Origin of the sequence: Roseovarius salis (assembly GCF_044472985.1) — a bacterium.
Taxonomy (GTDB): Bacteria; Pseudomonadota; Alphaproteobacteria; order Rhodobacterales; family Rhodobacteraceae; genus Roseovarius; species Roseovarius salis.
In genome coordinates this window covers 1-13,584 of record NZ_JBISDG010000059.1, presented here as the reverse complement: position 1 = coordinate 13,584, position 13,584 = coordinate 1, and the positions used below count along the sequence as shown (strand labels likewise).

At 68.0% G+C, this 13,584-nt stretch carries 15 protein-coding genes; 8 read left to right on the top strand and 7 right to left on the bottom strand.

Annotation, left to right across the window (positions count from 1 at the left end):
• The 7 genes from ACH13J_RS17055 to cobU form a co-directional block, all read right to left on the bottom strand.
• Nucleotides 1–283: homocysteine S-methyltransferase family protein (locus tag ACH13J_RS17055; protein ID WP_397544551.1), on the bottom strand; the 283-nt coding region annotated here is incomplete at its 3' end.
• Complete coding sequence (locus tag ACH13J_RS17050) at nt 280–1,371, bottom strand: alcohol dehydrogenase catalytic domain-containing protein (RefSeq protein ID WP_397544552.1); 1,092 nt, start codon at nt 1,369–1,371, stop codon at nt 280–282. The genes ACH13J_RS17050 and ACH13J_RS17055, both read right to left, overlap by 4 nt.
• Before the next feature lie 5 nt (nt 1,372–1,376).
• The gene (locus ACH13J_RS17045; protein WP_397544550.1) at nt 1,377–3,821 is read right to left on the bottom strand and encodes an FAD-dependent oxidoreductase; all 2,445 of its coding nucleotides are present in this window, start codon (nt 3,819–3,821) and stop codon (nt 1,377–1,379) included.
• Nucleotides 3,822–3,881: 60 nt separating this feature from the next.
• Nucleotides 3,882–4,271 (bottom strand): GFA family protein, encoded by a 390-nt coding sequence (locus tag ACH13J_RS17040; RefSeq protein WP_397544549.1) that lies wholly within the window; start codon nt 4,269–4,271, stop codon nt 3,882–3,884.
• 11 nt (nt 4,272–4,282) lie between these two features.
• Nucleotides 4,283–4,855 carry a helix-turn-helix domain-containing protein gene (locus tag ACH13J_RS17035; protein WP_397544548.1) on the bottom strand — a complete coding sequence of 191 codons (573 nt, stop codon included), beginning with the start codon at nt 4,853–4,855 and terminating at the stop codon, nt 4,283–4,285.
• Nucleotides 4,856–5,003: 148 nt separating this feature from the next.
• Nucleotides 5,004–5,576 (bottom strand): histidine phosphatase family protein, encoded by a 573-nt coding sequence (locus ACH13J_RS17030; RefSeq protein WP_397544547.1) that lies wholly within the window; start codon nt 5,574–5,576, stop codon nt 5,004–5,006.
• Nucleotides 5,573–6,094: a bifunctional adenosylcobinamide kinase/adenosylcobinamide-phosphate guanylyltransferase gene (cobU, locus tag ACH13J_RS17025; protein WP_397544546.1), complete on the bottom strand. Its 522-nt coding sequence runs from the start codon at nt 6,092–6,094 to the stop codon at nt 5,573–5,575. The genes ACH13J_RS17030 and cobU overlap by 4 nt, the downstream gene beginning before the upstream one ends.
• A 110-nt stretch (nt 6,095–6,204) precedes the next feature.
• Between cobU and ACH13J_RS17020 the strand changes: the two genes are divergently transcribed.
• The 8 genes from ACH13J_RS17020 to ACH13J_RS16985 all read left to right on the top strand — a co-directional run.
• Complete coding sequence (locus ACH13J_RS17020) at nt 6,205–7,083, top strand: RNA polymerase factor sigma-32 (protein ID WP_397544545.1); 879 nt, start codon at nt 6,205–6,207, stop codon at nt 7,081–7,083.
• Complete coding sequence (locus tag ACH13J_RS17015) at nt 7,080–7,844, top strand: ChaN family lipoprotein (RefSeq protein WP_397544544.1); 765 nt, start codon at nt 7,080–7,082, stop codon at nt 7,842–7,844. The genes ACH13J_RS17020 and ACH13J_RS17015 overlap by 4 nt, the downstream gene beginning before the upstream one ends.
• A 69-nt stretch (nt 7,845–7,913) precedes the next feature.
• The gene (gene coaBC, locus ACH13J_RS17010) at nt 7,914–9,107 is read left to right on the top strand and encodes a bifunctional phosphopantothenoylcysteine decarboxylase/phosphopantothenate--cysteine ligase CoaBC (protein WP_397544543.1); all 1,194 of its coding nucleotides are present in this window, start codon (nt 7,914–7,916) and stop codon (nt 9,105–9,107) included.
• Nucleotides 9,108–9,141: 34 nt separating this feature from the next.
• Nucleotides 9,142–9,597 (top strand): dUTP diphosphatase, encoded by a 456-nt coding sequence (gene dut / locus ACH13J_RS17005; protein ID WP_397544542.1) that lies wholly within the window; start codon nt 9,142–9,144, stop codon nt 9,595–9,597.
• On the top strand, nt 9,597–10,652 hold the full coding sequence (locus ACH13J_RS17000) for a molybdopterin-synthase adenylyltransferase MoeB (protein ID WP_397544541.1): 1,056 nt from the start codon (nt 9,597–9,599) through the stop codon (nt 10,650–10,652). Before dut ends, ACH13J_RS17000 begins: the two co-directional genes overlap by 1 nt.
• A 52-nt stretch (nt 10,653–10,704) precedes the next feature.
• Nucleotides 10,705–12,717 carry a M3 family metallopeptidase gene (locus tag ACH13J_RS16995; RefSeq protein ID WP_397544540.1) on the top strand — a complete coding sequence of 671 codons (2,013 nt, stop codon included), beginning with the start codon at nt 10,705–10,707 and terminating at the stop codon, nt 12,715–12,717.
• Nucleotides 12,714–13,196: an RNA pyrophosphohydrolase gene (locus tag ACH13J_RS16990; RefSeq protein ID WP_397544539.1), complete on the top strand. Its 483-nt coding sequence runs from the start codon at nt 12,714–12,716 to the stop codon at nt 13,194–13,196. Before ACH13J_RS16995 ends, ACH13J_RS16990 begins: the two co-directional genes overlap by 4 nt.
• A gap of 160 nt (nt 13,197–13,356) precedes the next feature.
• Nucleotides 13,357–13,584, top strand: a 228-nt coding sequence (locus ACH13J_RS16985; RefSeq protein ID WP_397544538.1) for a hypothetical protein, incomplete at its 3' end; no start/stop codon positions are given.

Here is a 13,584-nt window from a genome sequence, read left to right as displayed (position 1 = left end):
CGCCGGCGGCGTCACGTGCCGCGCAGGCCTCGCGGGCGGCGATTTCGGTCAGCCGGCCCGCCTCGTCCTGCAGCCCCGCCCGGGCGAGCCTGTCGCGCAGCACCGGGTAGGTATTCGTCGTGGCCACCGTGGCCCCGGCGGCGAAATAGGCGTCGTGCACGGTGCGCACCAGTTCGGGATGGTCGATCATGACCCTTGTCGACCAGAGTGGGGTCGGCCTGTCGCCTGCGCGTTTCACCAGTTCCTGTCCGATCGACCCGTCGAGCAGCGTGATCGCGGTCATGTCTTTGCCTCCCCGGCACCGGTTGCGTCGGCCTCGTCCCCGGGCAGCAGGACCAGTTTCCCGGTCAGGGCCTTGGACTGGAAATCCGCCTGCGCACGGCCGATGTCGCGCAGCGGATAGGTGGCGGAAACCAGCGGCCTGACATCTCCCGCGTTGACCATCTCCACCAGCCGCGCGAACACCTCCGGCGCTTGGTAGGTGCAGCCATGAATGGTGACGTCACGCAGGTAGATCCGGCGCAGATCCGCCTCGATCACCGGCCCCGCGATGGCGCCGGCCACGGCGTAATGCCCTCCCGGCCTCAGCGCCTCGATCAGCGCGGGCCAGACATCTCCGGCGACGACGTCGATCACCGCGTGATACCGGTCCACGGGCAGGGGGGTGCCGCGGTCGATCGTTTCTGCCGCGCCCGCGTCCTGCACAAGCGCGGCCTTGGAGGCGGCGCAGACCCCCGTGACGCGCGCGCCCATCCCGCGGGCCAGTTGTACAGCCGCCAGCCCGACGCTGCCCGAGGCGCCGGTGATCAGCACCTCGTCCCGCGCGGTCACGCCCGCCCGGTGCAACAGCCCCGCCGCCGTGCCGAAGGCGCAGGGGATGGCGGCGATTTCGACATTCGACAGCGGCGCGTCGGTTACGTCGTAAAGGTCGCGTTCCTCCAGCAGGCAGTACTCGGCGAACGCCCCGTCATATTCCGAGCCGAGCGCCACGAAGCCGACCGGGTTCTCCTCGGTCGGACGCGGCTGGTTGATCGGGCAGGTGACGCGGCGCCCTATGGCGAACCGCTCCGCCCCCGGCCCGGTCGCGACCACCTCGCCGCAGAGGTCGCCGCCCTGAATACGCGGAAAATCCAGCGCGCCGCCCCAGCCCCCGGCCTCGACCTCTTGCGCGGTTTCCGCGGTCGCGCCGGTGATCTCCGCGGCATACCAGCCGATCCGCGTGTTGATGTCGGTATTGTTCACGCCGGCTGCCAGTACCCGAACCAGCACCTGCCCCGGCCCGGGGCGGGGCAGCGGGATATCCTCGCGCCATTCCAGTGCCTCGGGCCCGCCGTGACGGGTGAGGTAGACGCCGCGCATGGTTTCCGGCAGGGCCATCAGGCGCGCAGCCTTGCATTCTCGGGATCCCAGACTGCCGCGTGGGGCTGCACCTCGGCCGGGTATCGCTCGCCGTAGATCTCGACCTGCAGCGTCGTGCCCGGCTCGGCCAGGTCGGCCCGGATCATCGCCAGCGCGACGGAAGCGTTGGCGCGGTAGCCCCAGGCGCCGCTGGTGGTTTCGCCCACGATGTGCCCGTCATGCCAGACCGTCGACATGTAGGGCGCGTCCGCGTCGCCTGCATCGACCGTGAGCGCCACGAAGGCTTTCTTCCGCCCCTGCTGCTTCTCGCGCAGCAGCGCCGCCTTGCCCGGGAAATCCTGCGGCTTGTCGAGTTTGACGAACCGGTCCAGCCCGGCCTCCAGCATCGAGTAATCGGTCGAGAGATCGCCCTTCCACGCGCGATAGCCCTTCTCGATGCGCAGGCTGTTCAAGGCGTACATGCCGAAGGGTTTCGCCCCCGCCTCGATCAGCGCGTCGTAGATCGCCGGGATGGCGGCGTTCTCGGCATGGATTTCCCAGCCCAGCTCTCCGGTGAAGCTCACCCGGATCATGAACGCGTTCTGACCGGCCACCATGCAGTGCTGGTGGCTCAGCCATGGCAGCGTCAGGTCAGCATCCGTGATCCCGGCCAGCACCTCGCGGCTCTTCGGACCCGCCACCAGCAGCGCGTCACGCTCCGTCGTGGTTTCGCGGCACTCCAGCCCGTCCGGCAGCGCTTTCCGCACCAGATCCCCGTCATGCCACTGTGCCGACGCCGCGGTGATCAGCACGAAACTGTCCTGTTCCAGCCGGATGCAGGAAAACTCGGTCACGATCCGGCCGCGCGCATCAGCCACGTAGACGAGGTTCATCCGCCCCACCTTGGGCAGCGCGCCGGTCACGAAGCCGCGCAGCCACTCGTCCGCGCCGGCGCCCGAGATCCACAGCCGCGTGAAACCCGGCAGGTCGAGCACGCCGCAAGCATCGCGCACCGCCTCGCATTCCTCGCGAATGCGCGGCTCCCACGGGCCGGAGCGGCTCCATGTCTGCGTCGCTTCTTCCGAGGTGTCATCGCCGGGTTGGGCGAACCAGTTGGCCCGCTCCCACCCGTTATATGCGCCCATCACCCCGCCGAGCGCCCTGATCCGGTCGTCTACCGGCGACAGCTTGCGGTCGCGACCCGCCGGCCATTCGTGCCAGGGGAAATGCATGGCATATTCGTGGCCATATACCTCCATCCCCTTGGCGATGCAGTAATCGCGGTCGGTGTAGTCAGTATAGCGCCGCGGATCGACCGCCCACATGTCCCATTCCGTCGCGCCCTCTGTGATCATTTCGGCCAGCACCTTGCCGGCGCCGCCGCCCTGGGCGATGCCGAAGGTGAACACGCAGGCTTCGAACGCCTTCGGCACGCCCGGCATGGGGCCAAGCAGCGGCAGCCCGTCGGGCGCATAGGGAATAGGGCCGTTGATCACCTTGTTCACCCCTCCTGTGCCAAGGATCGGAACCCGTGCGATGGCGTCCTCGACGTACCATTCCAGCCGGTCAAGGTCGTCGGGATAGAGCTGGAAGCTGAAATCCTCCGGCATCGGGTCGGAGGGATCGGCCCAGTGTGCCTTGCAGTTGCGTTCGTACGGCCCGAGGTTCAGCCCGTACTTCTCCTGCCGCAAGTAGTAGGAGCTGTCCACGTCCCGCAGCAGCGGCAGCTTGTGGCCGGCCTGCTTGCTCCACGCTTCCAGTTCAGGGATCTCGTCGGTCAGCATGTACTGGTGGCTCATCACCATCATCGGCACGCGCCGCCCGCCGAAGGGGCGGAACCACTCGCCCACTCTTTGCGCGTAGTAACCGGCGGCATTGACCACGTACTCGCAACGAATGTCGCCCTTCTCGGTGTGCACGATCCATTCATCCCCCTCGCGGCTGATTCCCGTGGCGGGGCAGTGGCGCACCACCCGCGCCCCAAGCTGCCGTGCCCCGGTCGCGAGCGCCTGCGTCAGTTGCGCGGGGTCGATGTCACCGTCATTTGGATCGTATAGCGCGCCTTCGAGATCATGCGTCTCGAGGAAAGGGTAGCGTTCCTTGATGTCGTCCGGCGACAGGATTTCGAGGTCCATGCCCTGGTAGCGGCCCATGCCGCGCGCGCGATCGAACTCCTGCATCCGCTCCTTTGAATGCGCGAGGCGAATCGAACCGGTCTGGTGGTAGTTCATCGGGTACCCCACCTCTTCACCCAGCCGGGCGTAAAGCTCGGTCGAATAGCGCTGCATGTTCATGATCGACCAAGAGGTCGAGAAGGTGGGCACGTTGCCCGCCGCGTGCCACGTGCTGCCGGCGGTAAGCTCGTTGCGCTCCAGCAGGACGGAGTCCGACCAGCCGGCGCGCGCAAGATGATAAAGCCCCGACGCGCCCACGGCGCCCCCGCCGATTATGACCACCCTCGCCGTGCTTGGAATGTCACTCATGTCTCTGCCTCCCTGATCCTCTGCATTGCGCGGCGGTCGTCCCGTGCCGCGCCCCGGCCCTCACCCGTCGCCCCGCGCGTGTTGCGGTAACCCGTCCGCGATCTCGTAGTAGCCGCCCTTGTCCGCGACCCAGTAGTGCGCCGCGAGCCGCAGGTCGCCGGTGTCGTCCAGCGCCCCCATCGCCACCATGATGTCGGGCGCGCCATCGCCCTTCCAGAAAAGGGTCGCTCCGCATTCCCGGCAAAACCCCCGCAAGGCGGTGTCGGTGTGGCGGTACCACGCAAGACCGCTGTCGCCGTCGAACGAAACCGCCTCCCGCGGGGCGGCGACGGCCGCGAAAAAATGGCCGGATTGCCGCCGGCACTGCGTGCAATGACAAGCGATCGGATCGCAAAGCCGGCCCTCGACCCTGAACCGCACCACGCCGCACAAACACCCGCCCCGATACATCGCGCCCTCCGTCAATAGACCGGCGGTGCGATTACCCAGATCGCCACCGCCGGTTCGTCATAGGGATTGGCCCAGAAGTACGTCTCGCCCCGAAAACGGAAACTGTCGCCCGGGCCGACCGTGAATTCCCGTCCGCCAAGGCTCAGCTTGAGCCTGCCGGAGACGACGTAGCCCACCTCCTGCGTCGGGCGTGTCGCGGGGGCCTGCATCCGCGAATGCGGGCGGAAGGTGGAATGGATCACCTCGAAGTCGTCCGTAAGATCGGGCGAGAGCAATTCCTCGATCAGCCCTTCCTCGCCCGAACCCATGGGCCGCCGCGCGCCCGCGCGCACCACGAAACCCTGCTCGTCCGCCGGCGCGCTGGCATGGCCGAAAAGCAGCGACATCGGCACGTCGAGTGCCCTGGCGATCTGGCGCAGGTCGGAAATAGACGGCTCCGACAGGTCGCGCTCCACCTGGCTCAGCCAGCCGACGGAGCGCCCCAGCGTTTCGGCCACGTCCGAGAGCGTGCGCCCCCGCGCCTTGCGCAGCGCGCGCAGATCGGCGCCGAGCGTGCGGATGCGGTTGGGGTCGGTCTGGTCCACCGTGTCGCCCTCGTGAAAATTCTTTTTCGATTTTCACGATGTGGCGATTCTGTGAAAAACTCAAACCATTTTTCACGCCGCGGTGCAGCAGGCGACACCGGCGGACAGTTCCGCGCGACCGGGCTCTCGTCCCGGGCGGTGCCGCGGTTCACGGTAGGTGGTTGATCGCGCGCGCCGTCCACGCCCCGTCGCGCAGGTGCAGCTCTGTCACCGAAAGATTATCGATCCGGTGGCCGAACGCGTCGTAGGCGGGAATGCTCAGGGCTTGCTGCACTTGGGTCAGGATCGTGCCCATATGGGACACCACGATGATGTCCGGTCCCCAATGTGCGCCAAGCAGGCGTTCGACGGCACGCCCGGTACGCGCGCATATGTCGTGCCAGCTCTCGCCGCCGGGGGGGCGTATCTCTCCGGGTTGGTCCCAGAAGGAGCGCAGGCGCGGCTGGTCCGGCACGGTGTCGAAGGGCAGAAGCTCCCATTCCCCGAAATTTATCTCGCGCAGGTCCTGGTCGTGCGGCAGGCGCCGACGGGGACCCGCGATCGCGTCGGCGGTCGCCACGGCACGCGACAGGTCGGAAGAAATGACGGGCGCCCCGCGCGGCAGGTATTCTGACAGCCGTTTCAGCCGCGCCGTGTCGCTCAGATCGGCTGGAATGTCGGACCAACCTACCATGGACCGCGCGTGCGTCGGCCCGTGGCGGACCCAGAACAGGCGGCTCATGGCAGCGTGCCTTTGAGGACCTGTGGCAGCCCGGCCACCACGTTGACCACCAGATCGGCATGCGATGCCAGCCGCTGGTTCAGCCGTCCCTGAGCCTCGCGGAACCGGCGTGCCAGCGCGTTCTCCGGGACAACCGACAGCCCGACTTCGTTTGATACCACGACCACCGGGGCAGGGCAGGCGGCGAGCCCCTCGAACAAACCCGCCTCGGCCCCGGCAAGGTCGTGCTCGGCCAGCAGGTGGTTGGACAGCCACATCGTCGCGCAATCCAGCAGGACGGCGCTGTGTCGGGGAACCGCCGCCAGCGCCGGCCCAACCTCCAGCGGTGCCTCGACCGTGTGCCATCCCGCGCCGCGCAGGCTGCGGTGCCGGTCGACCTTTGTGCGCATCTCCTCGTCGTGGATGCGCGCGGTGGCCAGATAGACCCGGTCGCGGCCTGACGCGGCCACAAGCCCCTCGGCAAAGGTCGATTTTCCCGAGGCCGCCCCGCCGAGAACCACGCTCAGATCCGGTAACATCTGTCTTTCGAGCCTTTCAAAATGATCCGCCGCGTTAATACCTACGTAATGCGCGGTGATTGTCCACAAAACAGCGGATCTTCACGATCTGCCTGACACGGGGGAACGAAATGCCGCTCGATGCAGACCAACCCACCGACATGTCGCGGGCCGCGATGAAGGCCGAGCTTCTCGATGCCGAGACGGAATTGCAGCTGGCCTATGCCTGGCGCGACCATCGCGACGAGGCCGCGCTGCACAGGCTGATCAATGCCTACATGCGGCTCGCCATATCGATGGCCGCGAAATACAAGCGTTACGGCGCGTCGATGAACGACCTTATCCAGGAGGCCGGGCTGGGCCTGATGAAGGCGGCCGACAAGTTCGACCCGGACAGGGGGGTTCGCTTCTCGACCTACGCCGTGTGGTGGATCAAGGCATCGATCCAGGATTACGTGATGCGCAACTGGTCGATGGTGCGCACCGGGTCCACCAGCAGCCAGAAATCGCTGTTTTTCAACATGCGCCGGGTGCAGGCGCGCATCGAGCGCGAGGCGATGGCCCGTGGCGAGGAACTCGACACGCACCAGCTGCGCGAGATGATCGCCCACGAGGTCGGCGTGCCGCTGCGCGATGTCGAGATGATGGAGGGCCGCCTGTCGGGCACCGACTATTCGCTCAACGCCACCCAGTCGACCGAGGACGAGGGCCGCGAGTGGATCGAAACGATCGTGGATGACGGCCTGCGCGGGGATGAACTGGTTGAGCAGGATCACGATACCGACAGGCTGCGTGGCTGGCTGGGTGATGCCATGTCCGCGCTCAATGCGCGCGAACGGTTCATCGTCCGCGAACGCAAGCTGAGAGAGGACCCGCGCACGCTGGAAAGCCTCGGGGAAGAGCTTGCGCTCAGCAAGGAAAGGGTGCGGCAACTGGAAGCGGCGGCGTTCCAGAAAATGCGCAAGCACCTTGAACGCCATGGCGCCGAGGTGCAAAACCTCCTTGCATGAAGATACTGCTTGGCGCTCTTTTCAGCCTGTTCGCCGTCGCGGCGGCAGCGCAGGATGTACTGGTGATCGGGGAAATCCATGACAACCCCCGTCATCACGCGGAACAGGCGGCGCGCGTGGCGGAGCTTTCGCCGGCGGCGATCGTGTTCGAAATGCTCACCCAAGAGCAGGCCGCCAAGGTGACGCCCGCGAATCGCCGGACCGAGGACGCGCTGCGCGACGCGCTGGCGTGGGACGAAACCGGCTGGCCGGACTTCTCGATGTATTACCCGATCTTCGATGCCGCGCCGGGGGCGCGCATCTATGGTGCCGGCCTGACACGCCAAGAGGCGCGCGCGGCGATGAACGCGGGGTTCGACGGCCCCATGGACGGAGCGGCGGCGGCCTATGGTCTCGATACGCCGCTGCCCGAGCGTGAGCAGACGGCGCGCGAGGCACTGCAGATGGAGGCGCACTGCGATGCCCTGCCGCAGGACATGCTGCCGGGCATGGTGCGCGTTCAGCGTCTGCGGGACGCGATGCTGGCGCAGTCGGCGCGCGCGGCGCACGAAGAGACCGGCGGGCCGGTCGCGGTCATCACCGGCAACGGCCACGCGCGCAAGGACTGGGGTATGCCCGCGATACTGGCGCGCGTGGCGCCGGCGCTGGATGTCCATGTTGTCGGTCAGACCGAGGACGGCGTGCCCCTGCCGGGCGCGTTCGACGAGGTCGTCTCGGCCCCGGCACCCGACCGCAAGGACCCTTGCGAGGCGTTCCGCTGACCACCCGTGCGCCCTTGTAACGGCCCGGGGCTGGCCCTACTCTCGGAGATGTCAGACCCCGGGGGTGCCATGCTTTCAGGAAAACGCATACTTCTGATCGTCGGCGGTGGGATTGCCGCCTACAAGGCGCTCGGTCTCGTCCGACGCCTGCGCCAGCGCGGCGCGGCCGTGACCCCCGTGCTGACCCGGGCGGGCGCGGAGTTCGTCACGCCGCTGTCCATCTCCGCGCTGGCGGGCCACAAGGTCTACCGCGACCTTTTCGACCTGACCGACGAAGCCGAGATGGGGCATATCGAACTGTCGCGCAGCGCCGACCTGATCGTGATCGCCCCGGCCACCGCGGACATGCTGGCCAAGATGGCCAACGGTCAGGCGGATGACCTTGCCTCGACCCTTCTGCTGGCAACCGATACGCCCGTGCTGGCGGCGCCGGCGATGAACGTGCGGATGTGGGGGCACCGCGCCACTCAGCGCAACGTCGCCACGCTCAGGGGTGACGGGGTCCGTTTCGTGGGGCCGGATGACGGCGACATGGCTTGCGGCGAGTACGGGCCCGGCCGCATGGCCGAGCCCATGGACATCCTTGCCGCGACCGAGGAGGCGCTGAGCGCCGGTCCGCTCGCCGGGCGCCGGATCGTGGTAACGTCCGGCCCAACCCACGAACCCATCGATCCGGTGCGTTACATTGCCAACCGGTCGTCGGGCGCGCAGGGCGCGGCCGTGGCCCGGGCGCTCGCGGGGATGGGCGCGCAGGTGGTTTTCGTCACCGGCCCCGCGGATATCCCGCCCCCCGCCGGGGTCGAGGTGGTGCGCGTCGGCGCCGCGCAGGAGATGCTGGAGGCCGTTCAGGCCGCCTTGCCCGCGGATGCCGCTGTCTTTGCCGCCGCCGTGGCCGACTGGCGGGTCAAGGGCGCCTCTGTGCAAAAGCTCAAAAAGGCGCAGGGCGGCATGCCGGCGCTGGAGTTCGAGGAGAACCCGGATATCCTTGCCACCGTCAGCCGGATGGAGACAGGTCGACCGCGTCTTGTCGTGGGCTTTGCCGCGGAAACCGAGAATGTCGTCGCCAACGCCACCGCCAAACGTGAGCGCAAGGGATGCGACTGGATCCTCGCCAACGATGTCAGCCCTGCCAGCGGCATCATGGGCGGCGAGGAGAACGCGATCACGCTGATCACCGACACGGGCCGCGAAAGCTGGCCGCGCATGTCCAAGCGCGAGGTGGCCGAGCGTCTTGCGCGGCGCATGGCCGAGGCGTTGGAGTGACCGGCAGGCTGACGTTAGGGGTGAAGGGCAGATCATGGTGACCGTCACGATCGTTTGGGAAGACGGTGCGGACCGTTCGCTCGGCCTGCCGGCCTATGAAAGCGCGGGGGCGGCGGGGGCCGACCTGCGCGCCAATTTCCCGGAACGGGACGGCGCCGAACTGGCGCCGGGCGAACGGTTGCTCGTGCCGACCGGCCTGCGGCTGGCACTGCCGGACGGGTACGAGGCGCAGATCCGCCCGCGCTCGGGCCTTGCGTTGCGGCATGGCCTGACCCTGCCCAACAGCCCGGGCACGATCGACTGCGACTACCGCGGCCCGCTGGGCGTGATCGTGATGAACGCCGGCGCGGACCCCGTGCGGATAGAACACGGCATGCGCATTGCCCAGATGGTCGTCGCCCCCGTCACCCGTGCGCAGTTCGCGGTGTCGGAGTCACTGGACGAGACGGCCCGCGGGGCGGGCGGTTTCGGGTCCACGGGGGCGGGCTGATGCTGCTGGTCGTCGTCATGGCCGCCGCGCTGTGGGGCGTGGGGGCGCTCATGGGCACGCCACGACGGCTGCGCTGGTACATGATCGGTGTGCTCTGGCTCGCGGTCGTCGCGTTGCATCTCGTCATGCCGGATGGGCACGCCCTGCGCATGGCCACCGGCGAGAGCCCGGCGCCGTGGTTGATGATCGGCGGCTTCGGGGGTGTTGCGATGGTCTATCGGCAGGGCCTCAGGGGGCTGCGCCGGCGTGCGCAGGCCGCCCAGAGCCCGCAGCAGCGCGAGGGCCTGTTCAAGGAGGCCGAGCTGGAGCGGTATGCCCGCCACATTGTTCTGCGCGAGATCGGTGGCCCCGGGCAGAAGGCGCTGAAAGAGGCGCAGGTGCTGGTGATCGGGGCCGGTGGGCTCGGCTCTCCGGCGCTGATGTACCTTGCCGCCGGGGGGGTCGGCACGATCGGCGTGATCGACGGCGACGTGGTCGAGAACTCGAACCTGCAGCGGCAAGTCATCCACCGCGACGAGGATATCGGCCGACCCAAGGCGCATTCGGCCGCCGACGCGATGAACGCGCAGAACCCCCATGTCACGGTCCGCCCCTATCATCGCCGGCTGGACGCCGAGACTGCCACGGCGCTGTTTGCAGAGTACGACCTGATCCTTGACGGGACGGACAATTTCGAAACGCGCTACCTGTCCAACGCCGCCGCCCACGCCGCCGGAAAGCCCCTGATTTCCGGCGCGCTGTCCCAGTGGGAGGGGCAGCTCAGCGTGTTCGACACTGCCGCCGGTACACCCTGTTACCAATGCATCTTTCCCGAGGAACCCGCCGAGGGGCTGGCGCCCAGCTGTGCCGAGGCGGGGGTTCTGGGGCCGCTGCCGGGCATTCTGGGGTCGATGATGGCTGCCGAGGCGATCAAGGTGCTCACGGGGGCCGGCACGCCGCTGAGGGGCGAGATGCTGATTCATGACGCGCTATACGGCGAAACGCGCAAGATCGGCCTGTCGCCCCGCGCGAACTGCCCGGTCTGCGGCGGCGGGGCGCAGGGCGCCAACGGGTGATTGCCGCGCGCCGCGATGCCCCCTAGCCTGTCCGCCAAAGGAGATTCTGGACGTGACCAACCCGCTGCTTGACGACTGGACGACGCCTTACCGCCTCGCCCCCTTCGACAGGATAGAGGACAAGGATTTCGAACCGGCCTTCGAGGCCGCGCTGGCCGAAGCCCGGGCCGAGATCGCGGCCATCGCCGACGATCCCGCCGCGCCGGGCTTTGCCAACACGGTCGAGGCGCTGGAACGCGCGGGCAAATCGCTGGACCGGGTGTTGTCGGTTTTCTTCACCCTTGCCGGGGCGGACAGCAACCCCGAGCGGCAGCGCCTGCAGCGCGCATTCAGCCCGCGGCTGGCGGCCTTCGCCTCGGAAATCCATGCCAACAAGGCGCTCTTCCGTCGCATCGAAACCGTCTGGGCGACGCGCGAATCGCTCGGCCTCACGGCGGAGCAGGCCCGCCTGCTTTTCCTGACGCGCCGCCGGTTCCTGCGTGCGGGCGCCGGCCTGACCGGCGACGCGGAACACCGCATGAAACAGATCATGTCGCGGCTTGCCGAACTGGGCACCGCCTTTACCCAGAACCTGCTGGCCGACGAGGCCGGCTGGTACATGGAGCTTTCGGAGACCGACCTGGAGGGCCTGCCGGATTTCCTCGTCGCCTCGGCACGGGAAGCCGGGCGGGAAAAGGGCGTCACGGGGCCCGTCATCACGCTGTCCCGGTCGCTCATCGTGCCGTTCCTGCAATTCTCGCCCCGCCGCGACCTGCGCGAACGTGCCTTTCGCGCCTGGGTCGGGCGTGGTGCGAACGGCGGCCATACCGACAACCGCGCCATCGCCGCCGAGATCCTTGCCCTGCGCGAGGAGCGGGCAAGGCTTCTGGGATACGACTCCTTCGCAGCCTACAAGCTGGAAACGGAAATGGCCAAGACGCCCGGGGCCGTGCACGACCTGCTCATGCAGGTATGGACCCCGGCGAAGGCGCGGGCGGAGGCCGATGCCGCGCGGCTCACCGAGATGATGCAGGCCGATGGCCTCAACGGCCCGCTGGAGCCGTGGGACTGGCGCTACTACGCAGAGAAGCGGCGCCAGGCCGAGCACACGCTGGAGGAGGCCGCGCTCAAGCCGTACCTGCAGCTCGACCGGATGATCGAGGCCGCCTTTTCCTGCGCGCACCGCCTGTTCGGGCTGCAGTTCCGCGAGATCGACGTGCCGCTCTATCACCCCGATTGCCGGGCGTGGGAGGTCACCCGGGACGGCGCGCATGTCGCCGTGTTCATCGGCGACTGGTTCGCCCGCGGCTCCAAGCGGTCCGGCGCGTGGTGCAGTGCCATGCGGGGGCAGGCCAGGTTCCCCCGGCCGCAGGGCCCGGTTGTCATCAACGTTTGCAATTTCGCCAAGGGCGCGCCGACGCTGTTGAGCTATGACGATGCGCGCACGCTGTTTCACGAATTCGGTCACGCCCTGCACCAGATGCTCTCGGACGTGACCTACGAATCGCTGTCCGGCACCAACGTCGCGCGGGATTTCGTGGAACTGCCCAGCCAGCTCTTCGAGCACTGGCTGGAGGTGCCCGAGGTGCTGACCGAGTTCGCCACCCACTGCGACACAGGGGCGCCCATGCCGCGCGAGATGCGCGCCCGGGTGCTGGAGGCGGCCAATGCCGACATGGGGCACCAGACGGTTGAATATCTCGCCTCTGCGCTGGTCGACCTTGCGTTTCATGACGGTCCCGCGCCCGTGGACCCGATGGCGAAACAGGACGAGGTGCTGGACCGCATCGGCCTGCCGCGCGCCATCCCGATGCGCCACGCCACGCCGCATTTCGCGCATGTCTTTGCCGGAGACGGCTACTCCAGCGGCTATTACAGCTACATGTGGTCCGAGGTGATGGACTGGGACGCCTTCGCCGCCTTCGAGGAGGCGGGGGATGTTTTCGACGGCCCGACCGCCCGCGCTCTGGAGCACAACATCCTGTCCCGCGGCGGCACGGACGAGGCCGATGACCTCTACCGTGCCTTCCGCGGCGGCCTGCCGGGCGTCGATGCGTTGCTCAGGGGAAGGGGGCTGGCGGCATGACGCCGGACGAGATCGCGGCGCTGCCCTACCGTCCCTGCGTCGGCGTCATGCTGGCCAACAGGCAGGGCGAGGTGTTCGTGGGCCAGCGAATCGATACCGAGGGCCCGGCCTGGCAGATGCCTCAGGGCGGCGTGGACGCGGGGGAGGACCCGCGCACCGCGGCCCTGCGCGAGTTGCAGGAGGAAACCGGCGTGTCGCCGGACATGGTGGAGGTGGAGGCGGAGACGCGTGGCTGGGTCACCTATGACCTGCCGCACGAGCTGGTGCCCAGGATCTGGAAGGGCAGGTACCGCGGACAAAAGCAGAAATGGTTCCTGCTGCGCTTTCGCGGCATGGACGATGACATCGATATCCGCACCGAGCATCCGGAGTTTTCCGAGTGGCGCTGGTTGCCGCCCGCGGATTTGCCGGCCGCGATCGTGCCCTTCAAGCGCGCGGTTTACGAGCAGGTGCTCGAGGAATTCCGCGACCGCTTGTGACGGTGGCGAACCGCGCCGGGGGCGCTGCCCCCGTCCTGGAAAATTCGCGAATTTTCCAGGACTCCCCCGGGGTATTTCACACCAAGAAGAAGCGGGGTGCGCCATGCGGGCAGCGAAGGACTCGCGTAAGAACAAAAGGTGAATATAATGCCGACTCGCCATGTTTGCCGAGCTGTCGATCACCTCGAATTTCACGTTTCTCACCGGGGCCTCCCACCCCGAGGAACACGTCGAGCGCGCCGCGCTGCTGGGCCTGCCGGCCGTGGCCATCGCCGATGAAAACTCCGTGGCCGGGATCGTGCGCGCGCATGTGCGCACGCGCGAGATCGCCCGGCAGGTGTGCGCGCGCCGGCAGATCGAGGCGCGCGACGGTCCCATCGGCCCGCCC

Excerpts from the sequence above, each read along its gene's own strand:
- ACH13J_RS17045 (WP_397544550.1), bottom strand. The coding sequence starts at position 3,821 with ATGAGTGACATTCCAAGCACGGCGAGGGTGGTCATAATCGGCGGGGGC.
- ACH13J_RS17040 (WP_397544549.1), bottom strand. The coding sequence starts at position 4,271 with ATGTATCGGGGCGGGTGTTTGTGCGGCGTGGTGCGGTTCAGGGTCGAG.
- ACH13J_RS17030 (WP_397544547.1), bottom strand. The coding sequence starts at position 5,576 with ATGAGCCGCCTGTTCTGGGTCCGCCACGGGCCGACGCACGCGCGGTCC.
- cobU (WP_397544546.1), bottom strand. The coding sequence starts at position 6,094 with ATGTTACCGGATCTGAGCGTGGTTCTCGGCGGGGCGGCCTCGGGAAAA.
- ACH13J_RS17020 (WP_397544545.1), top strand. The coding sequence starts at position 6,205 with ATGCCGCTCGATGCAGACCAACCCACCGACATGTCGCGGGCCGCGATG.
- ACH13J_RS17015 (WP_397544544.1), top strand. The coding sequence starts at position 7,080 with ATGAAGATACTGCTTGGCGCTCTTTTCAGCCTGTTCGCCGTCGCGGCG.
- coaBC (WP_397544543.1), top strand. The coding sequence starts at position 7,914 with ATGCTTTCAGGAAAACGCATACTTCTGATCGTCGGCGGTGGGATTGCC.
- dut (WP_397544542.1), top strand. The coding sequence starts at position 9,142 with ATGGTGACCGTCACGATCGTTTGGGAAGACGGTGCGGACCGTTCGCTC.
- ACH13J_RS17000 (WP_397544541.1), top strand. The coding sequence starts at position 9,597 with ATGCTGCTGGTCGTCGTCATGGCCGCCGCGCTGTGGGGCGTGGGGGCG.
- ACH13J_RS16990 (WP_397544539.1), top strand. The coding sequence starts at position 12,714 with ATGACGCCGGACGAGATCGCGGCGCTGCCCTACCGTCCCTGCGTCGGC.